The organism is Sporosarcina koreensis (assembly GCF_042655825.1).
In the GTDB taxonomy this organism is placed as follows: Bacteria; Bacillota; Bacilli; order Bacillales_A; family Planococcaceae; genus Sporosarcina; species Sporosarcina koreensis.
The window spans coordinates 296,796-320,692 of sequence record NZ_JBHSNP010000027.1; the positions used below are offsets into that span (position 1 = coordinate 296,796).

Here is a 23,897-nt window from a genome sequence, read left to right on the forward strand (position 1 = left end):
ATTTTTTATTTTTGAAAGGATGAATAAACTTGAGTCTAGTTGACATGGTCGAATCCCAAATGATTGCCTCCGTAAAAAGTGAGGAGGACTTACAACACGCTCTTACTTCCAATTCCAACATCGTCTTTCTTCTCACCGGGAATCTTATGACCATTGCGGACTATATTCAACAGTTGCGCGCGGCCGACAAGCATGTATTTCTCCATCTCGACTTTATAGACGGGCTTTCCAATTCCAAAAATGCGCTCAACTACGTCGCCGAATACTGGAATCCGACAGGTATCATCACAACGAAAAGCCATATTGTCAAAATGGCCAATGAAGTTGGCTTACAAACGATTCAGCGGATTTTCCTGCTGGATTGGGCTGCAATTAATAAAGGGATCGAGATGGTTAAATCCTGCAAGCCGGATGCTGTAGAGATCCTGCCTGGCATCATCCCTAAAATCATCGACCAGCTATCACGGGAGCTTGATTACCCGATCATTGCCGGAGGGCTTATCTCTGATATTTCAGAGGTCCATGCAGCACTTGAAGCAGGCGCCTTAGCCGTCTCTTCAGGCGATCCATCCATGTGGAATTTCGACTTATAATGTGATAAGATCCTTGACGCTATTCAATATGAGTTCGGGTAGATGCTCGGAACCTGCTACCATTTCCTCCGTCGTAATGCCGGACAGGACAAGGACGGAATGGATGCCGGCGTCGTTCGCCATTTTAATATCCGTTTCCAATCGATCCCCTACCATAAAGCATTGATCGGCTTCCATGCCCAACACATTATCCAAAACGTATTTGGCCATCAACGACGAAGGCTTACCAGTGATCATCTTCACCGGCTCGCCCGTCGCGCCTTCAAGCGCCCCGATCATCGCTCCGCAATCCGGAATTTCCCCATCCTTGACCGGACACGTCCGATCCGGGTTGGTCGCAATGATTTCGGCCCCATTCCGCCAGGCTTGGAAGGCATCATTCAGTTTGTCATACGTGAATTGCCGATCCCAACCTAATACGACATGAGATGCGCTGGCGGGAATGTCCGCCAGCTTTATATCTTCATTGGCCAGTTCTTCGAATAAAGGTTCTTCACCAATCACGTATACTGAATCCTTAGCTTTCATGACCGTTTTCAAATAATGAGCAGTTATATAATTCGAATTAATGACCTCGCCAAGTTCAACTGCAATCCCCATATGATTCAACTTCTCGACGTACTCTTTACGACTCGCTATCGATTTATTCGTGAGGAACACCACTTTATCCCCGCGCGCTTTCAACGCTTTTATCACTTCCGGCGCCCCATCGATAATATGGTCGTCCAGATAAATCGTTCCGTCCAGATCAAAGATAAACCCTTTCAACATCCTCACTCCAAGTCATTTATGCCTAAAACATGATTTGTCTACAAGCTCGCACTTGCCCTTCAATTGTTCCAATCAAAGCCGTTGTTTTTTCCCGATCAGATTGGCTACAGCCTGTAAGATCAGAACCAAAGCAACTAAGATAACAGACATCGCTGCCGCTGAATAATACTCCGCCCGAAGGATGTTTTGGAAGATCGCCAAACTCATCGGTGCCCATTCAGGCGGTGCAAGCAAGATTGAAACACTTGCCTCTTTAATGACCGTAATGAAAACAAGTACGGATCCGGCTGCAATTCCCGGCAACATTAACGGTCCTACGATAGTAATTGCCGCGGTCAGCGGGGTAGCCCCCAGGTTCACCGCTGCTTCTTCGATATCCTGTTTGATTGCCCGCATGGATCCCATAGTTGAACGGACCATATAAGGAAGCCGTCGAATCGTATAAGCGATGATCAACAACACAGCAGTCCCCGTCAATTGCAGAGGCGCCGTATTGAACGTCTGGATCAGCGCAATCCCGAAAGCGATGCCCGGCACGACTAACGGAATGGAAGCGATGAAATCCAGCTTCGCCGAGTTCTGTCTGACGACAAAGTATGATACAAACGTGGCGACGATAACACTTAACACCAATGCGCCCGTCGCAAGCATAATGCTGTTCTGGATATTGCCCATCGACGTTGAAAAGATCGTTTTATAGTGTTTCAATGTATAACCGCTCGGCAATAAATCCTTCCCCCATGTCGTTGCAACGGATTGAAGAGCCACTGAAAGCATCGCCAATAGCGGGACCAATACGACAAAGAGGGAATAGCCGGATAGTACGCGCGTCAATAATTTATTCTCAATCAATTTCTGTTGCTTCGGCTTTCCGGAAACGGAGCCATAGTTCTTCCCTTTCGTATACAAATGTTGGAGGTAGAAGAAGAATGCCGCCACAATGACCATGACAACTGTCAGGATAGCCGCCCCGCCCCAGTTGAAGAATCCGGAGATTTCCCGATACGCTTCAACGACGAGCAAGTTCAATTCTTTTGGCGCAAGGACAATCGGACTTCCGAAATCCGAGAAGCTCACCGTAAAGATGAGCAATGCGCTCGAGATGACGCCCGGTAATGCAAGCGGAAACGTCACAAAGATGAAGGTGAACCAGTTTTTCGCCCCAAGATTTTGAGAGGCTTCTTCCAAACTGATATCACTCACTTTGAACGCCGCCACTAACGGCCATAATGCATAAGGGAAGAAGAAGAAAACTTGCACGGCAACAACCCCCGCCATCGAATAGGGGTTCAACAGCATGCCTTCCCCGCCTAGCATGTTATAGATTTGCGTCACCCATCCAGCCCGTCCGAACATGATGATAAACGCATATGCAGAAATGAACGTCGGGACAATCAAAGGAATCATGCATAATGCGGATATCGTCTTTTTAAAAGGCATTTTCGTCCTTGCAATCCCATAAGCAAGGGGAATACAAACGAGGATAATGATGATGGTAACGGTAAACGCCAACATAAGGCTGTTTTTCAGTGCAGAGAAATAACCTTTCCCCGAGAAGATCCTCTTATAATTGTCCAACGAGATATTCTTGAACTTTTCAACCGTTGAATTGAAAATCCCCGGATCCGTCAAAGAACCCAATAGATTTGTCGGTTCACCGGTAAAGCTGACAACGAAAACAGAGAGAAGCGGCAGTAACATGAACAAGCCGAAGAATACATAAATGAGTACTTTTACGACCGTTAATCCATTGAAGCTGTTTTTAAGACGGTTCATATTAACAGCACCCTCTCGTGATCCACAGTTAACTTGACTTTCTTCCCTTCCTCAAAAATATTGGCGCCTGAGGAATACGTTGTATCGACAATCAATTGATAGGATCCGACTTGGACGTCGTACCTGACAATCGACCCTAAATAGGTGGACATGATAACAGTTCCTTCTATTACATTCGTCTTCGTATGATCGATTGCGCTGTCCGCCGCCTCCACTTTTACATGCTCCGGACGGATGATGACATCCACTTCCTTTTTCTTCGCCTTGTTTGATGAACGAAGTAAAAACCCTTCCCCTTTGACGACAGTCAGTCCATTCTCTTCGCCTTGGACATCGCCTTTCAAGATGTTTGAAGTTCCTACGAAATTCGCGATGAACGGCGTCGATGGATTACTGTATAAGTCTGTCGGCGTTCCGATTTGGACGATATGGCCTTTATCCATGACCGCGACACGGTCCGCCATGCTCATCGCCTCTTCTTGGTCATGCGTGACGAAAATCGTCGTAATACCCAAATCCTGTTGAATCGTCCGGATCGTGTTCCGCATCGAATGCCGCAATTTCTGGTCCAAGTTGGACAAAGGTTCATCCATAAGCAGTACCGCTGGCTCCATGACCAATGCTCTTGCCAGGGCCACACGCTGCTGCTGTCCGCCTGATAATTCGCTCGTCAACCGTTCCGCAAGATGTTCCAATTCAACATACTTCAATATTTCCATCACTTTATTTTTCAGATCGACCGGATATTTTCCGAATCGCTTCGTCAACAGACGCGCATAGATCCCCAACTGTTTAGCCGGGTTGCTTGCATTCAATTGCTTGATGTTCAAGCTGTAGGCAACGTTTTCAAACACATTCATATGTGGAAATAAAGCATAGCTCTGAAAGACCATCCCGCAATTCCGTCTGTTTGCCGGAATCTTTTCCACTTCACGATCTCCTATGTAAATGGATCCCGACGTAGGATTTTCAAATCCGGCGATACATCTCATCGTTGTCGTTTTCCCACATCCCGAAGGACCAAGAAGAGCGAAAAATTCGCCCTCCTTGATGTCAAGGTTAATGTCGTGAAGAGCAGTAAAGTCCCCAAATGTCTTTGTCATATTTTCAATTTTTACTGACCCCATACATATTCACCCTTAATTATTGAAATTTGTCTTTCCATTCATTACGAACGCGGTCGTAGTTGTCATTCACCCAATCAATATCCAGATCCACGGCATGTTCTTTCACCTTTTCAAGTGTCAAAGGTGTTTTCGACTCCACGTCCGGGTTGATAGGAATGTGGTACCAATCCGCCATGATTTGCTGGGCTTCCTTGGAAAGAAGGAAATCCATGAACTTCTTACCGCCTTCAGCATTCGGTCCACCTTCAATCAATGTTGCAGGGTTAACGAGTACCGGTGTCTTATCAGGAACGATAAAGTCGACAGTTTCACCTTTTGCTTTTTGCTCATAAGCCATGAAGTCGAACCCGACACCGATATGCGCTTCACCCATCGCTACAGCTTTTGTTGGAGCTGAACCGGAGTCAGGAATCGAGTTCGCCTGCTTTACAAGCTTTTCGAAGTACTCCCATGCTTTGTCTTCACCTTGCTGCATCATTTGGTCCATAACCATTAGAGTGGCTGTACCAGATGCTGCCGGGTTCGGGAATTGAATTTTCCCTTCCCATTTCGGGTCCAGCAGATCTGCCCATGTTTTCGGCGCTTCTTCTTCAGAAACTAAATCCGTATTATAAGAAAATCCTAAAACGAAAAGTTCAACACCGACATATTTGCCGTCTTGGTGCTTTAATTTAATGCCATTTTCCACGACATCCCAATCCGCGGCGAAATCCGGGATATAGGACGCCAGGATTCCGCGATCCACTGCAGCCTCAAACGGAAGAATGCCTCCGCCGCCGTACCAGACGTCCGCTTTCGGGTTATCCTTCTCGGCCATCATCTGATTGACAAGGATATTCGTCCCAGCGTAGTGCACATCGACTTTATCGCCATGCAGCTCCTCATACTTCTGCGCCAATTCCTTCGTGAAATCAGGTGTTTCCGGTGAATAAAGAGTGATCCTGCCCCCTTTGCCATCTCCTCCGCCTTCCGAAGCTCCCCCTGCACAACCGGCCAGCAATCCTGTTGCCAACAGGATGCTAGCTGCTAATCCACCAAATCTTTTCATGAAAATCCCCCTAATATTTTTTTAGGCAATAAAAATGAGAGGAACGCCAAATGAACCCCTTTTCCAGAAAGGGCTTTCATTTTTAGGCTTTCATCTCATCGTCTCTGCCTATATTCAACTACCCATAGTATACAGTAGATTCTTGCAATTGCAATAGTATTTAGATTTTTTATAAACACTATTTTCATAATTCATTCATTAACTTCAGTTTTGCGACTGTCACCCTAGCAGGAAAAATAGTACGGAGGAAGTAGATGGGGCAGGGTTTCCAGTAGAAAAGAATTGTTTTTGGCTAGTTTTGGATATTTTAACTTTCAAATAATTATGAATCATGTATACTTCTAACCGATTGCTGCCTAGGTTGCTAGATTGGCGATCTAATTCGAAAGGAGGAATTGGGATGAAGAGCAACAGATTCATGAAATGGGGCATCATTGGGGTTGTCGCGCTGATGGCGGGTGTCGTCTATTTGTTCGGCGCGGGCAAGATGGCGAGCGCGGAACAGACTGTGCTCGTCGAAGAGGACTTTGACCTGTTGGAAGGCGTGATGCCTGAAGGGTGGAGCGTCATTCAAGGCCAAGCATCCGTTGAAAATGGAGCGTTGAAGTTGACTTCGCCTTCATCAGCTTCACCGGCAAGAGTGCTTATACCGCTCCCCGACAAGAATGGAAATATCGTTTTCGAGGCGGATATGACGTTCGTTTCCGCTGTCGAAGATACTCGATGGGCATCGATGATGTTCCGCGTGCAATCGGGAGATTACCCATACTATCAATTCGCGATCCGGAGAGGCACGAATGCGCTGAACGGGGCCGAGTTCGCAGAGCGGAATGCCCAGAACAAATGGGTCGTGCCTGAAGCGACTTTCTTCACGGAAAAGTTCGAGTACAACAAGCCTTACCGCATCAAGATTATCGCAAGCAATAATCGTGTCCAGCAGTTCATCAATAACAAGCTTGTCATCAATACCGATCAAGCATCCGGTCTGTTAAACGGAGACATCGGTTTCCAAGCGAATGGATCCACCGTCCTGTTCGATAATGTGAAAGTCTCATCTTTCGAACAGGCATTGCCGCCAGTTGAAAATGCGGGCGCTTTCCTACCTCAAGAGCCTGAAACGAACATCATAAACGCGCCTACGCTGATTGGACAAACCTTGTCTGCAGCGGAATCATCAAATACGGCATCTGTGCTCTTGAAAGTTGAACGGAATGGCGCGGGTGAGTTGGTGACGAATGGTGTGCCGTTGACTGAAGCGCTCGCCAACGTACAAAACAAGCGCATTCCTATCTTGCACATCGAAACGAAAGGCATTGAAGGAGCCATCATCGACAGTCTGGATGCTGCCCTGACGACTGACGTGCATATCGTCTCGTCCAATCCGGACATCGTGAAGTCAATTACAAACCTGATGCCAACTGCAAGAGGGGGGATCATCTACACGAAGAATTCCTTCAACAAGCATGACATTAACGAATTAATCCGGACCGTCCATGCAAGCAATGCAAAAGTTGCGTTGATTCCGGAAAAACTGCTTGATGCGGAAAATGTCCACTACTTGCATACAAGAATGGTGGCCGTATGGGGAATCGGTGCGGAAGATGAAGGCAGTGCGCACGCGCTCATCCATACAGGAGCAGATGGCATCATTACGAATAACCCTGCCGCTTCCATCGAAGCGCTTGGAAAATATCCTGAAAACACTATCGTCAAACGACCGATTGTCGCCGCCCACCGCGGAGTGCCGTCCCTTGCCCCTGAAAACACAATGGCAGGGTACCGACTCGCTTACGAGCTTGGCGCAGACCAAATCGAAACGGATCTGCAATTGACGAAAGACGGCCACCTCATCATCATGCATGACCTGACGGTAAACCGGACGACGAATGGAACGGGTGCAGTCAGCGATCTGACATTCGATGAAATCCGTCAACTCGACGCAGGCATCAAATACAGCGAAGAATTCGCGGGTGAGAAAGTGCCGACATTCAAAGAGTTCCTTCAGGAATTCAAAGGGAAAGACGTCATCCTTCTCGTTGAATTGAAAGGCGTGGGCATTGAGGAGCAGGTGATCAGGGAAATCGAAGAAGAAGGAATGGTCGACCAAGTCGTCCTACAAAGCTTCGACCTCGGCAGCATGATCGATTCCTTTGAACTGAAACCTGAAATTCCTGTCGGCTATCTATATTCCGCCGCAGTTCCAGCAACAACGGAAGCAAAGATTAAAAATGCGCAAAAGATGATTGACTACGGAACTTCGAATAACGTCACATTGAATGCAAGCTACGGAAGCACGTACCAGGAATTCATCACGTATATGCGCCAACGCGGCATGCTGACGATGCACTGGACATTCCGCGGCGAAGAGCCATTCCGCGATAAACTCGCCGAAGGACTCGTCGGACCCATCACCGACTACATGCAATGGCTGACCGATTCACCGATCAGACTCGAAACACCGATCAAGAAAATCAACCTGAAGCCAGGCAAAACATCCACAGTACAGGCAAAAGCATTCGTCAATTACCGTACAGCGAAAAAGGAGAACATCGCCTCAGAACTCTTCGTCGTTGAGGACAATGGCGTCGTCAAGCTGAACGGCAACACGATCGAAGCTGTCTCACCAGGAACCGCCCAAGTGTTTGTCAAACATACGTTTACGATGCTTGGAACGGAGTGGAATATTGTTGGAGAGACGATTGAAGTGATTGTGAAGTAAGTGACTATAGAGGTGCTAAAATGCTGATAGCATTCCAGCACCTCTTTTTTAATTTGGATTGGTGGATTTATGAGCGCGGATTCTGATTTACGAGCGCGAGGATCGACTTTATGAGCGTGGATTCCGATTTACGAGCGCAAACCGAATTTTACGAGCCCAGATTCCGATTTACGAGCGCAAATCGGAATTTACGAGCGCGGACTCCAATTTACGAGCGCTTCCCCCACTCATATCCCCTCCACTATCTCCAAAAACAAGTCAATCAACGGCGATCTCGCTTCCTTATTCCAAGCAATGCAATTCTTCAAGGTGACATCACAGTTATTGATCGGCAAGAAAACGACTTCTTCCCTTTTGAAATAGCCTAGCATTTCCGGAAGAATCGCTACCCCCATGTTTGCCGAGACGAGGGGGATAACTGTTTGCAGTTCATGCGTTTTTTTCCGTATGCGCGGGCTGAAGCCGGCTTTGTTGCAAATATTGATGATGGAATCGTAATAGGCGGAGCCGATTTCACGCGGTGTCATGATGAAATTCTCTTCCTTCAAGTCAATCAAATCAATGCCGCCACCCTCTTTCGCCAATGGATGATCAACTGGGAGCACCACTTTGAATGGATATTCCGCCACTACCCTCGATTCAATGTTTTTCCTTTCGATTGGCCCCGGGAGAAGTCCGATCTGAATCTCCTTTTTATCCAATGCCATCAGTTGCTCGGATGTCGGCATTTGCTCTAATTGGATCTGGACATTCGGATACTCCTGTTCATAGATTTTCAGTATTTTCGTCAACGTTCCATAATCCGGACCAAATCCTATTTTCAACATACCCAGCATGCCTTTATCGATCAATTTGGCATTCTGAATAACCGAATTCAATTTCTCTTGGATTTTCGTCACTTCACGATAGAAATATTGGCCAGCCTCGGTCAGAGACACTTTTCGCTTCGTTCGATGAAAAAGCTTTACATTCAGCGCTTCCTCTAGATTCATAATTTGTTGACTGAGCGGCGGTTGCGTCATCCCCAGTTTCTTTGCCGCTTTTCCAAAATGCAATTCTTCTGCTACCGCAATGAAATACATAAACTGACGGATTTCCATAAAGCCTCCATTAAGTCATTTTTCGTATTAATAGATAATAAAAATCGAATTAGCAATATATATCATTATAACTTATACTGATTTTCAAGAATAGTCGCTCAACTTTACAGTAAATGTAAACGACTACAAAAGGGGGCAATACGGATGGGCATCGAATTTAATCCGAACTTGTTATGGTATGTCATCGGGTATGGCGTTTTCATGATTATCTTGGGGATATTCTATTCCAAAAAAGTTTCTACGAGTGATGACTTTATATTAGCCGGCAAATCACTTGGCCCGATCGTCCTGATGGGTACGTTGCTGGCAACATGGGTAGGAAGCGGAACCGTTACCGGGGGACCGAACTCATTGGCATTTTCATATGGACTGTGGCCTGCCGTCGGTTATGTACTCCCATCGTTAATCGGCATCATCGTATTGATGCTGATTGCTTCCAAAATAAGAAACTATGGAAAGTATACGATTTCTGAAATTCTGGAAGTGAAGTACGGAAAATTTGCGAGTATCGCTGCGGCAATCATTATCATTCTTGCTTACGTCGGAATCGTATCGTATCAGTTCAAGGGGATCGGATTCATCTTGCATGTTTCCACGGGCGTGTCCGTCGAAACGGGAACGATCATCGGGGCAGTCATCATTATCTTTTTAGCAACAATCGGTGGATTAATGTCTGTTGCGCCTACCGATGCGTTCAGCGCATTCTTGATTTTAATCGGACTCATTGTTGCGGTTCCATTAGTCATTTCGGTTGGGGGCGGTTGGAATGAAATCACCGCTGCAGTTCCCAGCGAGCACATGAATTTATTAGGCAGCCTGACGCCATTGCAGTTCTTGGGCTTCTATATCCCAGTCCTCTTCCTTCTGCTTGGCGATCAAAATATGTATCAAAGGATTTCCGCATCCAAAAGCGACAGGACAACTAAGATTGGAACAATTGGATGGATCTTCGGCATGCTCATATCGACACCAATTGTAGCGATTATCGCATTCAGTGCGAGGGCGATTTTTCCCGACATCGATCCTGGAATGGCATTGATTGCGACGACATTAGTCATCCCGACAGTCATCGGCGGTTTGTTGATCGCGGCAGTGACTGCCTTCATCGTAACGACCGGGAATTCCTATCTGCTATCCGCTTCTACAAACGTAACGTATGATATTTACGGAAAATACATCAATCGCAATGCGACGGATAAACAAAAATTAATCTTTACGAAAATATTAATACCCGTACTCGGTCTTATCGCCTTTTTATTAACGACATTCTTCCCTTCCATATTGGCCATTCAAATGTACTCCTACACTGTATATGGCGCAGGCATCACTCCTGCATTACTCGCAGTGTTCATTTGGCCAAGCGTGACGAAACAAGCCGGAATTGCTTCAATGATACTTGGAGTCATCTCGACGTTGGCTTGGGAATTCATGGGCAATCCATTTGGCGTCAATAGTGCCTTGATTTCCATTCCGATCGCGATTCTAACATTGATCATAGTAACAATTGCTTCAAGGAATAACGTACAACCAACTACAAACTAATATGGAAAGGATGATTCGATGTTTAATCAAAGGATCAACAAGCTACGAACCGATTTTTCGACGTTGGGAATCGACGCGGCAATCATTTTAAACTTCGAAAACCAATTCTACTTTTCTGGATTAAAAGCCATCACCTATTCTCGTCCAATTGTATTGGGAATCGACAGTGAAACGACCCATTTGATCATTCCTTCTTTGGAGGAAGAACATGCGAAAGACAAGACGACGATTGAAAACCTGTATGTCTACCATGAAACGAAGCTGCGCTCTTTTGAAGGGGAATCCTACCTGGATTACTTTAGTAAACTGCTGGATCATTTCCCGGAAAACGGACGAATCGGCATCGAGTTCTCATCACTCCCCGTCATCCTTGGAAATATGCTCACTGAAAAAGGGTTTACTCTCGTGAATTTGGATAAACATATCGCGGAAATGAGATTTGTAAAAGACGAGGAAGAGCTGAAACTCATCCGAGAAGCAGGCAGCCTCGTCAGCATCGCCTTGAAAAACTCCTTGGAAAACGCGAAAGCAGGAATTACCGAAATCGAATTGGATCAGTTCGGGAACAAAGCGCTGTTCCAAGAAGTCGCAAAAAAGCATCCAAACTCAACACTAGACTTTTTCGTCATGTCCCCTTCAGGCGTGAAAAGGACAAATATGCCTCACGTATTCTCTAATACAAGGGCATTGGAGACGAACGACATCATCATCCATAGCAGACAAGTCGGCTTCAACGGATACCGGGCGGAATGCGAACGCACATTCTTCATCGGTGAACCGACGAGTGAACAGGCAAAGGTGTTCAACATTGCCGTTGAAGCCCAAGCCGAAGTCCTGAAACAAATCAAAGTCGGCATGCGGGCTAGTGATGTCAATGAAATCGCAAGGCTCATCATCGCCGACGCCGGCTTGGAAAAATACATGAACCACCGGACAGGACATGGCATCGGAATCGGGCTGCACGAAGAACCTTCCCTCCGATTCGACAACGAATTAGTTTTAAAAGAAGGCATGGTCTTCTGCGTTGAACCAGGCATCTACGTCCCGGACATCGGCGGCTTCAGGCATTCAGACACGGTCATTTTAACGAATGAAGGTACAGAGCTGATCACCGAGTATCCTAGTTCTTTGGAGGAATTGGTTTTTTAATGCCTTAATGCGGTGCCTTAATGCGGTGCCTGTGCAAGGTGCATTTATGACAATTCACCTTCAGTTATAAAAATTCAACGAAAAGTCAGCCGTTTGCTCAAACGGCTGACTTTTCACTTCACAAATATACAATTGTAGTGAATAAACTGAATTGTGCCGGTGCCTGTGCATCAAACATTTATGACAATTCAATAATTAGTATAAAAATACATCCATAAATCAATCAAACACCTTGTTTGTCATCTTCACCTTTTCCAAATATACAATTGTAGTTAATAAACTGAATAGCGTGATGCACAGGCACCTAAAAAGGTGTTAAAGCGTTGTATTATTCTGCCAAGAACTTTATAATTATAGCATGTAGTTAAATTGCTTCTTTCGTCTTGGTTGTAAAGTACTTGCATCATTGAATGATAGATTCGGAGGGACATATGAAGAATCAAGACGCTTTTTACATAGTAGAGTCGAATCGTTTTTGTGAGGAGGCTGGCATGGATCCGTATGTTGTCTCCAGGCCAAAACGGTTTTTATCAGTGCAGGAGCTCGCCGAGTTGAGGGGTTCCTATAGTGAAATTTTATCAGTTGTTAGTTACTTTTCCAATAAATTGTTGGATTCGTTGAAAGGTACGCCGATTCTCGTTGTTGTTTCGGATGCGAACGGTTATCTTCTGGAAATTGAAGGTGACGAAAACATTAAGGAGACAATTCAGCAATTCGGCATTCAGCTTGGCAGCTTGTTCGTCCGTGAAGATACGGGAACGAATGTCGTCAGTCTGGCTTTGCAACAAAAGCATCCGATCAGCATTATCGGGAAGCAGCATTATCATACATTCCTCCATGAGATCGCTTGCTACGGAACTGCATTCCGCTATACAGACGATAATAACCTGCTTGGCAGTATATCCATCATGATGCCCATTCAGTTCGAGAACCCACTTTTCCTTACGATGCTCTCACAAGCGGTTGATTCGATTGAACGGGAGCTTCTATTGCGGAAACAGAATCGAAAGCTCAACATTCTGAATCAAATCATGTTGAGCAGGACAAACAATGCCATTGTCCTTACAGATGAAAATGGCATTACGACTGAATTCAACGATTTCGCCCAACAACTTTCGAAGACGAGCAGAGAGGCGGTAATTGGGAGAGATATTCGCGAATCTCCAATAACCGGGGACTATTTCAAAGAAGTTCTGGAACAAGAGAAAATCTTTATAGATGAGGAGATCCAATTCATCAACCAGGATGGGAAACCTGTCGTCTGCCTGTTCGATGCGCAGCCGATCCATGAAGATGGCAAGATGATTGGCGCTTTCGGACAGTTCCGGGACATATCGGATCGGCATTTCATGCAGGAAAAATATAATTATCTTGCTTACCACGACGACCTGACAGACCTTCCGAACCGCAGATTCATTTATGAGGAAATCGAAAAGATTATCGAAGAAATCAAAACCGGCCACAAGCGGACCTTGGCTCTTCTCTTCATCGACCTGGACAGGTTCAAAGCAATAAACGATAATTTCAGCCACGCGTCGGGAGATATGCTGCTGAAAAAAGTAAGCGGACGACTTTCTGAATGTCTTGGGGAAAATGATATACTCGCCCGGACCGGGGGAGATGAATTCATTTTTCTGCTGAAGGATTTTAAGGACTCCGACTATGTCACAAAGAAGGCCGAAGAAGTTTTACAAGCGTTTGACGAACCATTCCACATTGAACATCACGAATTGCATACGACGGCGAGCGTAGGCATCGCCATCTATCCGGACTACCCGATTACAATGGAAAAACTGATGGTTTTTGCAGATAATGCCATGTACGAGGCAAAGAATCAAGGGAAAAACCGTTACAGCGTCTACACATCAGATCTCTTAGAAGGGGCCAAGGATGAGTACAGGCTTGAGACCGATTTGCGAAAGGCTGTGGAGCAAGAGGAATTCGTCCTTCATTACCAACCGCAGATCAATCCCCGTACCGGCAAAATCATCGGCGTGGAAGCGTTAATCCGTTGGCAGCATCCGACGCTCGGTCTTCTGCCACCCGACAAATTCATCAAGTTGGCTGAAGATAACGGGTTGATCAACCCAATTGGCAAGTGGGTCATAAAAGAGGCTTGCGCCCAGAATAAAAGATGGCAAGATGCCGGGTACCCACCGCTCAAAGTATCCGTCAACCTATCCACACAACAATTCCTGACGAGTGATCTCGTCACGTACATGGAAAATACGCTTGAAAAAACGGGGCTGGATTCGCAATACCTTGTCGTCGAGATCACTGAGTATATGGCAATGGAATATGAGTATTCCTTGAAAGTGTTGAAAAAGCTCAAAGAAATCGGGATCGGGATCAGTATTGATGACTTCGGGACCGGGTATAGCTCGCTCGCGTATTTAAATAATTTTCCGATCGATTACATTAAAATCGATAAATCATTCGTCTTTGAAATCATCAACGACCAACCAAGCGCCTATATCGTGAAAGCGATCATCACGCTCGCCCATAACCTGCAGATGCAAGTGATTGCTGAAGGGGTTGAAACGGAGGAACAGCTCGATTTTCTGATCAATCAACAGTGCGACTTAGTCCAAGGGTTCCATTTCAGCAAGCCCCTTCCGGTAGATGAACTTGAAAGATCCTATTTGAACGGTAATCCTAATGAGAAAAGAGAGAATACAAAATGAGAATAGCAGCTTCTGTGTTAGCAAAGAACTTTAAACATTGGGGACTCCAACATATTTTCGGTATTCCTGGAAAAGCGATCTCCCCTATTCTTTTTGAGCTTTTAACGGAAGAAATCGAGTTTGTATTGACCAAGCACGAAGCGGCAGCCGGATTTGAGGCGGCCGGCTACGCCTTAATGAATGGAAAAATCGGCGTGGCAATCGGTACATCAGGGCCTGGCGGGACAAATCTCATCACGGCAGCCGGACAGGCAGCGGCCTCGAATTTGCCGCTATTGATCATCACGGGACACCCTTCCATGAAGGATACCGGCAAGTCTTTGGGACAAGACTCCAGCGCATTCGGCACCGATTTGACGAACATGTTCCGCCATGTGACAAAGTTCAGCGCACGGGTCGAGCGTGGTGATATGTTGAAGCCATTTTTGCAACACGCCCTCGAACAAGCGCTTTCGGGAGTAAGGGGTCCTGTACATCTGTCCATTCCATTTGATGTGTTATTGGAGGAAATCGAACCCTTCACTCTGGACCTTCCGACGCCATATGAAATGATTTCGCCGAATTTGACGGATGTGGTCAATAAATTAAATGAAGCAACCCGGCCACTCCTTTTCATCGGGAAAGGCGTTCATTCCAGCAAAGCCTATGAAGAAGTGCAACATCTTGCGGAGCTATGGGAAATTCCGGTCGTCACCACACCAGGAGGCAAAGGCGCATTCCCGTCAAACCATTCGCTCTCGTTAGGCGCGTTCGGACTCGGCGGTACGCCGGAAGCGATGGCATTTTTCCAGGAGAAAGTGGATCTTTTATTGGTCGTCGGCTCCAGTCTGAGTGATATGTCCACCGCCGGTTTAACCGAAACCATGTATCCAGAGCACGTCATCCATTTCGACTATAATCCGACCTTCATCGGAAAGTCGGTCGACGTTCCAACAACACCTGTACTTGGCGATATCAAAACGAACTTGAAGACAATGCTTAAAGGAATGCCGGCAACAAACAGCGAAGCGTTCCGATCAACTTCGGAGCCGATGCCGCTTGAGGAGAACGTACCAGGCGAACGAATGTCAGCGGTCCAAGTATTGCATGCAATGCGCAACACGTTGCCGGAAGACGCGATTATATTCGGGGACGACGGAAGCCACTCTTTCTATGGAATAAAACACTTTGACATTTATAAGCCAGGCACGTTCTACTTCGACGATATTTTCGGCGCGATGGGCAACGGAATCGGCTTTGCCATCGGTGCGCAACTCGCTGCTCCAGAGAAAACCATCGTCTGCTTAGTCGGGGATGGCTGCATGTTCATGCACGGCACAGAAGTGTCGACAGCCTACAACTATGACGCGCCCGTCCTCTTTATCGTGGTCAATAACGGACGATTGGATATGGTGGAAAAAGGGATGCGTAAAATGATCGGCACATCCATCGGGGGCATTTACGAAACGCCGCTCGATGCCAAACTTTTCGCAGAATCAATGGGCGCCCAGGCTTTTACATGCCTGACCCCTTTTGAATTGAGCTACCGCATCGAAGAAGCTCTTCAACTCATAAAAGATACAAACAAACCAATCGTCATCGAAGCTTTAGTTGACGAAAACGAAATTCCACCTACGATGGGGAGACAATGAAAAAGGAAAACAACAAACGCTACGAAGCTGGCACAGATGTCATGGAGGAGCTTTTTTCACAAGAAGTCCGCACAGGCATGGAAGAAATCAAAAAATATCACCCGACTTCTGGAACATGATTGTCTCATTCGGCTTCGGAGACCTCTATGCCCGGGAAACACTATCCCTTGCACAACGGGAAATTATCACGCTGATAACATTCATCACACAAGGGGCTTTCGGACAGCTCAAAGTCCACTTGCAGGCAGCCTTGAATAGCGGACTTTCGAAAAAAGAAATCACTTCCACTGCGCCGACTACGTCGGATTCCCGAAAGCTGTCCAAGCCATGTCCATCGCCGGCGAAGTGTTCAACGAAAATAATTGATAGAGTGCATGTGCCCATGTGCACCACACATTTATGACAATTCAATAACACATATGTAAATACAGAAGGAAGCTAACCAAATCTCGGTTTGATTGGCTTCCTTATTTTCACTCATGCAATTGTAGTATATTATCTGAATAATGTGCTGCACAGGCACCCTTTCCACGTTTGCAAACGGATTTGGTTGTGTTGCGAGTGGGGTTCGTTGCCTTGCGATCGGGTTTGGTTGTGTTGCGATGGTTTGTTTGTTACCTTACGAGCGGGTTTGGTTTTGTTACGATCGGGGTTCGTTGCCTTGCGATCGGGTTTGATTGTATTGCGAGTGGTGTTCGTTGCCTTGCGATTAGGTTTGATTGTGTTGCGAGCAGTGTTCGTTGTCTTGCGAGCGGTGTATGTAACGTTGCGACGAGGTTTGGTTGTGTTGCGAGGCGAGTGCTGTTCGTTGCATTGCGAGCGGGTTTGGTAGTGTTGCGGTGGGTTGCTTTTGTACACACTGCATCGTTGTACTCTTCTACTGTCCGTGGCGTAGACACCTAAACTCTCTCTACGTTAAGGAAAACAAAAAATTTAAAAGCGCTATCAGGATGATGCCCAAATATTTAATTACGAAATCGGAATTTTAGTGTTTTCTTTCAGTGGCCATAGCATCGCACTTTTTAAAGACACTCATGAAGATAGAAGAATACCATTAAGAGCCTACTAAATACTTTTATGTAAATACCAAAATTACTGGTCGTAGACTGTTTTCCAGTCACTTTGTACTATTCATCTAAAAAAATTTAGTACTAGGACAACACTCCTATTTAATATGTATGTAAAAACGAAATAGGGAGGATAAGGTTTGCAAAATTTCAGACCGATAAATGCTACTAATAAAATTCCTTCGAAAGAATTTGAAGAAGCAAAAGTAATGTTCAATGATGCATATCAACTTGCAAATATAGGATTTCATCAATGTCTTTCTATCGATAATTTCATACTGGTTAAATGTGAGCCCGGGACTGAAATCGAGCCGGATACTACTGTACAGATTAAAACTCCAAAAAGGCCAAAAAAGGATATGAGCCTTGAATTTGACAAAGAATTACAATCAACAATAAAAGAGATTCAAAAGAAATGGAGCCTATTCAATTATCAAATAGAAAAAATCAAAGAGGATATTGAAAAGGTAGATACTCAATTCAAACAAATGGAACTGGAAAAACAAAAAACATACATTGAAGACTTTGCTCACAAAATAAAACTAGTTTACGATAAAGAAAAGATTTACAATGACGTCATGAAAAAATACCAGGCTTTTTATGAAAGCTTAAATGAAAATTTATTAGAGTTACAAGCCAAAGAAAAAGAGGAAATAATAATAGCACTTGGTCAATTGGAAAATATTATGAAAGAATATGTGGAAAAACTCCTAATTCCAGTATAAATAACAAACCCATTAGCTTATCATAAAATTTATTTTACTAACTTTTTGTGTTATTTATACGTCAAATCAACTTCGCGTTCAAGACCTTCTCAAGCGCAAGGCAACAGCTGCTTCGTATTCTTTGACACGCAGTATCCCCCACCTAAAGGATGGGGTGTTATAATACTCCCAATACCTTGAACATTAAACCCCTTCGATTCATCCAAAAATATCCAAATTACTAAAGAAAGATACTATATCTCCTAATAATATCTCTTTCATATTCCGTATATTTCTACCCCATACATTTGTAATTGTATTTTTATAGTTCATATCCGTGAATTGATGTGAATAAAATACTATAGGGGGGACACATAATATTAAAGCATTAGAGAATTTGGTTCTTTTCATTCTTATATCTTTCATTGTATACAAAATAATACAAGCAATACTCTTAGGGGTTTGGAACTGGCTACTTGAATTTTTATCTAATATCATTACATGGATTTCTCCATACTTCCTACCAATTAGTTTTTGTATAGTCCTTATATTTATATTATTCCTTTGCCTACAATACTTAACAACTCCGGCACGAAAATCAACACAAACTAATTCAATTCCCATAATGAATAGTCCAAGCGTTATTGATCAAGAAGCAGCTAATTTTAACCGTTGGTACCAACTACAGCAAGACCGGACGTTAGTATTAACAAAAGATATGATTGAAAAAATGAACGAGATGTTAAAATCAAGTCGTCATAGAAAAGAGATTTACCCTTCATACCAACAAATTTTACAGAAAAATGGGCTTGGATATGTTTACTTTATTAAGACTCCAGATGGAACTACAAAAATAGGATCTACTGGAAGAGATCCTTTCAAGCGTGCAATGGAAGTTTTCGGAGGGGTAAACACTTCTTATGATGTAAGAGTAATTCATTTAATAAGAACAAATTCCCCTAAGATGACTGAAAGTTCGTTTCATAAATATTTTTCAAATAAAAAGTTCATAAATAAGTACAATCCAGATGAAGAAAGTGAGTTTTTCCATCTAAAAGAAGAAGATTGGGTTTGGATAAAAGGACAACAATACCCAGAATCGATTAGAAAAACAATAAGTTATTAGTAATTACCATTTAGTACGATTAAAGCCAGGAAATTTCTGTCGATGATAAACTTCATTTAGCATAAGCGCTCGAAACTTCCTTAGTTAAGGATTTCAGATAGAAGTACAAATACAAGTTCAACCAAGCAGATGAAATTGAAAATTCATGTGTTTCTATACTTATCGATTTAGCACTAAACAAAAACAGATGAAGAAAAGCACTTTGTTTTCTTCATCTGATTTAGTATGCTTATATCATGCCCCAAACTTCTCCTAACCAACAAGCCAACCATCCCAAAATACAACCAAATCTAATTTTAGATTTATATATTTTAGTTCCTAATCTATTGCATACAATACCGATTACCAATTGAAATATTTAACCAAAAGGACAACCATTATTAAGAGCTTATAAGTGGGCAAGCCCTATTTGTAACAAGAAATAGTAAGCACAATTGAAGAACTTTGATGTCGCCTCTTTATTTTTATAAATTCACAAGTAGCAATCCATTTTTATTTAAATTATGATAATCTTAATATAGTTCTAATATCGCATCGTGGAGCAATCTTAAGCACTAGAAACGAGGGGGAAATGCAAGTGATTATCCATTTTCATATTGAACAACAGCATATATTCATGCAAATAACCAAGCAACCAACGAAATATCCAAAAAAAGTGATCTAATCAGTTCATGTAAGTTTAGGCGTTGATAAATACTCTACTGAAACGGAGAGCCCAATTAAAACTATGAGAAAAATAGACATAATGGATACATACCTTAAATCGTTTAGCGAAAAAGTAAAAGGCAATGAAGTTCGGAAAGCTGTTCTTGCTGTATTTGACATTGATTTAGACTACGTTTCTTTACACAATTACGGAAACAAGTTAAATAGTTATGACCCTGCTATTATGAAAACCCTTCGTGATTCTAAAAAACTGACTGATGCGGAAATCATGAAATTGCCAAAAGTAAAAGTTATGGATGCCTATCTTAAAGCTCATGACTATGCCTTAACTGGCTCTGAACACCGAGTTTTAATCAATCAGATCTTTGGAGTGAATCTTGATGGCATTTCTTCAGTAGAAGGTCTGCAACTTGGAATCAATTCTAAAGGTACTTGGATAATTAAAACACCAACAGATATGTTAGTGATTTCATCCAGCCTTGATGACGTGGAGCTGTATGTCTATACAACACCTTATTGGGAACAAGTAACAGGAACAAGCGAAATGCCTGATTCATTAAAACAATACTTGATCGACAACGAATTTACGTATGATGAATCCACTAAAAAATTTACATGGTTTAATCCTACTGGTGAATCTGCTCCTGAAAAAATTAAGACTCAAACGATTAACAATTTAATTGAAACTATTATGCAAGTAAACGATAGTCTATAAGCAAGAGATAAGTACACTGCCTGTGCAGCAAACATTTATGACTAATGATTTCTGGTTATAAAAACCCAAAGAAAAGTCAGCTACTCTTTTGAATAGCTGACTTTTCCATTAAACAATATACAATTGCATTGAATAAACTGAATAGCATGCTGCACAGGCACCGGTTTAGAAGTAATCAATCATTTCACCAATCGCGGAGTCTGCGATGAATAGCCCGATGATAACGCCGAAGATTACATTGAGCAGTAAATAAAACAGATAAGCATAAAAGCTGTCGATCCCTTTCGATTTCAAGCTAAGCTGCCTGATCATCACAAATACAGGAATCAACCCGAATGCAATGATCAATCCAATGTATATGCTCATTCCGGCGATTGTATATGACTTTATTAGAGACAACACAATTCCAAAGGCCGTAAGAATGATCGGGATTACATAGTAGCCCCCGAATTTATTGATTACCTCCGTATACTTCACGTCTTCCGAGAATAACTTCGATGTGAGAAAGACCGCTGTCGCGCTGATTCCAATTAAGACAACAAAGAAAATCGTTGCATAGATGAGAATCTGGAAAAATGACGGTCCCATGTAACCAACCCATGAGTTGCTCAATACATTTTTAAGTAACGTGTAAACCGCAATGACTGTTAGCAAGATGTATAATGCTATGCTAATCAGGCTGTTTTTCATGTCTGATTGGCCAGATGGGGATTTTAGTTGCTTAACGAAATAACCGAGATACATTTTTGATTGTTCTTTGATTTTCTCTAGTTGCTCACTATTTTGTTGAACAGGTTGCTCTGGTTGGCGTGCAGCTGCTGTCTGTCCCTCTACCTGTGATGCAAGCTTCCCTCCACATTTTCCGCAGAAATTCCCGTCATTCTGCACATGTCCACATGTTGAACAAGTTTTCATTCCTGACACTCCTTACATTATTTTTTTGTCTTTTTCGTATCCAAATCTACTATTTCGTCAATGTAGATTTCATCGTCGATATAGGAGAAGCTATATTTCTTTTTCCGTTCATAATGAAGATTACCGTCTGCTTCAGAAGAGAAATTAAATGTCTCGAATGTCTGAAGTTCGAATTCGTTATCTGAAATCACCTTGAAATCAGTAATATCATTTAGGATGAATTCATAATAATAGCCAGCAATTTCATGATGATCCGTAACGAATTTCGCATAATCTTTCTTTATTTTACTGCCGTCCTTGAAATAGTCTTCTATATAATTGAAATTTGCATAGTAAATAGCAGTTTCATAATCAGAACGGAATCTTTTATAGGTATCACGGATTTCCTGTTCTTGTTCGGCTAACCTTTGTTCTTGCCGGAAATATTCAAAAGGCAGATAGATATATTCATCATCCAATGCAATGACTTCCGATTTCACTTCATTGCCATCCTTATCCTTCGCCATCGCAAATACCTCGATTGCCGGATTCACCTGCGCCGGATAAAGGGATTCCAATTCGCTCACCTTCTTGCCCGTGGACTTTCCACCGACATAGACAATCGCGTCAGCTAAATCGGAATCGATAGTGATACTCGTGAAATCCCAGTCTACGTTGATGAAAGCGATGTTCTCGGAATTATAATACGGTGAGTAGGTTCCTTTACCGGATAAAGGCATGATTCCATCGTACGCGTACGACCATTCATAAGTGCCGGGGATGAAATTACCGATCACAATCTCCTCATCCTTCTCCTTGCTGACGACTTCTTTGTCGCCGAAACGGAATGTCATATTTTCGTACGGGGCCCACACCTTCACTTCAATAGGGATTACATTGAACTGTATGTCATTATACAAGCCAAAGAAAATCGGTTTCTTATGTATGGAAATAAATTCGCCTTCGTCATTATAAATGATGTCCATATGTTCCTTGTTTTTAATTTTCCCGATTTCTTCGGAGAGATTGTTACGCAGTCGCGTCCATCCGTATTCATTGACTGTCGCATAGAAGTCTTTTGCGTTTGCAACCGTCCCCTCATTAAAATGAAAAGCATTGAAAAATGCTTCTTTATCCTTGTCGTTGTATGCAGTGTTCATCGCCTCAATCTTCTTGACAGGGTCGTACAGATTGGAAACGACCAAGTGGGCAATAATGCAGGCCAGTACGAAAATTCCTATAAATGATAAAAGAGCCTTCTGCATTTTGCCCATCGGCTTACGAGGAACCGGCGGCGGTGCTGGCTTTGTTTCAGCTTTAATAGTTTGTGAAGAGTTTTCTTCTATAGAAGGTGCCTCCGAAACCGATTGCGTTTGTCTTTCCGGCTTTGTGTCCGCTTCCGCTTGAAAAGTCACTCCGCAATTCGTACAAAATGCAGCCCCTTCATTACTTTGCTGTCCGCAGTTCTTACAAAACTTCATACTTCCAACTCCTTTCCATAATAATTTCAATAATAGTATACAGGATGGAGTTACAGAAAAATAGAATGGGTATATTTACTTGTTTGTCAATGGTTTGTTTTAGTTCAATTTAACTAAAGTTATTACATTAAATAAGGATGGTACCTGTGTACGGTACAGTTATGACAATTCAATTTGAAGAGTGAATATACAACAAAAAGTCAGCCTTTTACCAATATGACTGACTTCCCATTTCTCTACTGTACAGTTGTAGTTAATAAACTGAATTGTTTCGGTGCCTGTGCAGCAAACATTTAGAAGCTCAGTGTTCACTGCTTTTCTGAACAGCCCTTGTGATTTAAACCCGTTTTTCTTTCAATCGCGTCCAGATACCTCTCCCCAATGCCACAATCCAGCATAAATTGTTCCAAACGCACATAATTCTTGATTCTACCGCATAATTTTCGAAATCCGCTCAGAAATCTCACGAAATACGCATAAATTCCGAAATTCCTGCATAAACGGATTAGGGGTGTCTGTGCTACACACATTTATGACAATTCACCTACACACATGAATATACAAAGAAAAGTCAGCCATTTAGGCTGACTTCTCCTTCTACAATTATAGTTAATAAACTGAATTATTTGTTGCCCAGGCACCGTTACAGCCCGGATGTAATATTCCAGATCGTTCGAGTGCCTGGTACCTATTATGAATTAGCTTAGTCGCTTCACACAGATACCTCAACCCAATAAATGAGGGTGGAGATGGGTTCTTCTCCAAAGTATATATTATTTAGAAGATCCAGCAGTCTGTTTCGCTTCAAATACCCATTTTAGCTCCAAGGATGCACCTTGTAATTCATTTTGGTTTTCACCATTGTCAACGAATTCAAATTCGACGGTAAAGTCTTTAGATCCCCCGGCTAGTATGCCACCAGTAAGTAGTTTAATTGCATTGGGGCTCATTGATTTCAATTCGTACAAAGTCATGCTCGCAATGACACTATTATTATTTCCGTTGTTTCCGCCACCGTTGTTTCCGCCACCGTTGTTTCCGCCACCGTTGTTTCCGCCACCGTTGTTTCCGCCACCGTTGTTTCCGCCACCGTTGTTTCCGCCA

Annotated in this window: 19 protein-coding genes; 11 read left to right on the top strand and 8 right to left on the bottom strand. The window is 43.3% G+C overall.

Features of this window, described 5'->3' with window-relative positions; genetic code table 11:
- Positions 1 to 29: 29 nt before the first annotated feature.
- The gene (locus ACFPTP_RS14070; protein ID WP_381446022.1) at positions 30 to 593 is read left to right on the top strand and encodes a glycerol-3-phosphate responsive antiterminator; all 564 of its coding nucleotides are present in this window, start codon (positions 30 to 32) and stop codon (positions 591 to 593) included.
- On the opposite strand, the gene ACFPTP_RS14075 is transcribed toward ACFPTP_RS14070, so the two are convergent.
- From ACFPTP_RS14075 to ACFPTP_RS14090, 4 genes are all read right to left on the bottom strand, one after another.
- On the bottom strand, positions 588 to 1,364 hold the full coding sequence (locus tag ACFPTP_RS14075) for an HAD-IIA family hydrolase (RefSeq protein WP_381446024.1): 777 nt from the start codon (positions 1,362 to 1,364) through the stop codon (positions 588 to 590). The genes ACFPTP_RS14070 and ACFPTP_RS14075 overlap by 6 nt on opposite strands.
- A 72-nt stretch (positions 1,365 to 1,436) precedes the next feature.
- The gene (locus tag ACFPTP_RS14080) at positions 1,437 to 3,140 is read right to left on the bottom strand and encodes an ABC transporter permease (protein WP_381446026.1); all 1,704 of its coding nucleotides are present in this window, start codon (positions 3,138 to 3,140) and stop codon (positions 1,437 to 1,439) included.
- Positions 3,137 to 4,267 (bottom strand): ABC transporter ATP-binding protein, encoded by a 1,131-nt coding sequence (locus ACFPTP_RS14085; protein ID WP_381446028.1) that lies wholly within the window; start codon positions 4,265 to 4,267, stop codon positions 3,137 to 3,139. The genes ACFPTP_RS14080 and ACFPTP_RS14085 overlap by 4 nt, the downstream gene beginning before the upstream one ends.
- A gap of 16 nt (positions 4,268 to 4,283) precedes the next feature.
- Positions 4,284 to 5,315 carry an ABC transporter substrate-binding protein gene (locus ACFPTP_RS14090; protein ID WP_381446030.1) on the bottom strand — a complete coding sequence of 344 codons (1,032 nt, stop codon included), beginning with the start codon at positions 5,313 to 5,315 and terminating at the stop codon, positions 4,284 to 4,286.
- A gap of 400 nt (positions 5,316 to 5,715) precedes the next feature.
- Between ACFPTP_RS14090 and ACFPTP_RS14095 the strand changes: the two genes are divergently transcribed.
- Positions 5,716 to 8,034, top strand: a complete 2,319-nt coding sequence (locus tag ACFPTP_RS14095; protein WP_381446032.1) for a glycerophosphodiester phosphodiesterase family protein — start codon at positions 5,716 to 5,718, stop codon at positions 8,032 to 8,034.
- A gap of 227 nt (positions 8,035 to 8,261) precedes the next feature.
- Here the strand turns inward: ACFPTP_RS14095 and ACFPTP_RS14100 are convergent, their stop codons facing one another.
- Positions 8,262 to 9,134: a LysR family transcriptional regulator gene (locus ACFPTP_RS14100; RefSeq protein ID WP_381446034.1), complete on the bottom strand. Its 873-nt coding sequence runs from the start codon at positions 9,132 to 9,134 to the stop codon at positions 8,262 to 8,264.
- Positions 9,135 to 9,278: 144 nt separating this feature from the next.
- Between ACFPTP_RS14100 and ACFPTP_RS14105 the strand changes: the two genes are divergently transcribed.
- The 9 genes from ACFPTP_RS14105 to ACFPTP_RS14145 all read left to right on the top strand — a co-directional run bounded on the left by ACFPTP_RS14105 (position 9,279) and on the right by ACFPTP_RS14145 (position 20,418).
- Entirely contained in the window at positions 9,279 to 10,676 is a 1,398-nt protein-coding gene (locus ACFPTP_RS14105; protein ID WP_381446036.1) for a sodium:solute symporter family protein, read from the top strand.
- A gap of 18 nt (positions 10,677 to 10,694) precedes the next feature.
- Positions 10,695 to 11,825 (top strand): M24 family metallopeptidase, encoded by a 1,131-nt coding sequence (locus ACFPTP_RS14110; protein ID WP_381446039.1) that lies wholly within the window; start codon positions 10,695 to 10,697, stop codon positions 11,823 to 11,825.
- 431 nt (positions 11,826 to 12,256) lie between these two features.
- Complete coding sequence (locus tag ACFPTP_RS14115; protein ID WP_381446041.1) at positions 12,257 to 14,509, top strand: EAL domain-containing protein; 2,253 nt, start codon at positions 12,257 to 12,259, stop codon at positions 14,507 to 14,509.
- Complete coding sequence (locus tag ACFPTP_RS14120) at positions 14,506 to 16,140, top strand: thiamine pyrophosphate-binding protein (RefSeq protein ID WP_381446043.1); 1,635 nt, start codon at positions 14,506 to 14,508, stop codon at positions 16,138 to 16,140. The genes ACFPTP_RS14115 and ACFPTP_RS14120 overlap by 4 nt, the downstream gene beginning before the upstream one ends.
- The gene (locus tag ACFPTP_RS14125) at positions 16,137 to 16,259 is read left to right on the top strand and encodes a hypothetical protein (protein WP_381446045.1); all 123 of its coding nucleotides are present in this window, start codon (positions 16,137 to 16,139) and stop codon (positions 16,257 to 16,259) included. Before ACFPTP_RS14120 ends, ACFPTP_RS14125 begins: the two co-directional genes overlap by 4 nt.
- The gene (locus ACFPTP_RS14130) at positions 16,256 to 16,543 is read left to right on the top strand and encodes a carboxymuconolactone decarboxylase family protein (protein ID WP_381446047.1); all 288 of its coding nucleotides are present in this window, start codon (positions 16,256 to 16,258) and stop codon (positions 16,541 to 16,543) included. Before ACFPTP_RS14125 ends, ACFPTP_RS14130 begins: the two co-directional genes overlap by 4 nt.
- Before the next feature lie 804 nt (positions 16,544 to 17,347).
- Positions 17,348 to 17,932, top strand: a complete 585-nt coding sequence (locus ACFPTP_RS14135) for a hypothetical protein (RefSeq protein ID WP_381446049.1) — start codon at positions 17,348 to 17,350, stop codon at positions 17,930 to 17,932.
- A 376-nt stretch (positions 17,933 to 18,308) separates the two neighbouring features.
- Positions 18,309 to 19,037, top strand: a complete 729-nt coding sequence (locus ACFPTP_RS14140; RefSeq protein ID WP_381446051.1) for a GIY-YIG nuclease family protein — start codon at positions 18,309 to 18,311, stop codon at positions 19,035 to 19,037.
- A gap of 745 nt (positions 19,038 to 19,782) precedes the next feature.
- Positions 19,783 to 20,418 (top strand): hypothetical protein, encoded by a 636-nt coding sequence (locus ACFPTP_RS14145; protein WP_381446053.1) that lies wholly within the window; start codon positions 19,783 to 19,785, stop codon positions 20,416 to 20,418.
- Positions 20,419 to 20,583: 165 nt separating this feature from the next.
- Here the strand turns inward: ACFPTP_RS14145 and ACFPTP_RS14150 are convergent, their stop codons facing one another.
- From ACFPTP_RS14150 to ACFPTP_RS14160, 3 genes are all read right to left on the bottom strand, one after another.
- Complete coding sequence (locus tag ACFPTP_RS14150; protein ID WP_381446055.1) at positions 20,584 to 21,333, bottom strand: hypothetical protein; 750 nt, start codon at positions 21,331 to 21,333, stop codon at positions 20,584 to 20,586.
- A gap of 17 nt (positions 21,334 to 21,350) precedes the next feature.
- Complete coding sequence (locus tag ACFPTP_RS14155; protein ID WP_381446057.1) at positions 21,351 to 22,793, bottom strand: TcaA NTF2-like domain-containing protein; 1,443 nt, start codon at positions 22,791 to 22,793, stop codon at positions 21,351 to 21,353.
- Positions 22,794 to 23,566: 773 nt separating this feature from the next.
- Positions 23,567 to 23,897 (bottom strand): TasA family protein (locus ACFPTP_RS14160; protein ID WP_381446059.1); only part of this gene is annotated, 331 nt, incomplete at its 5' end.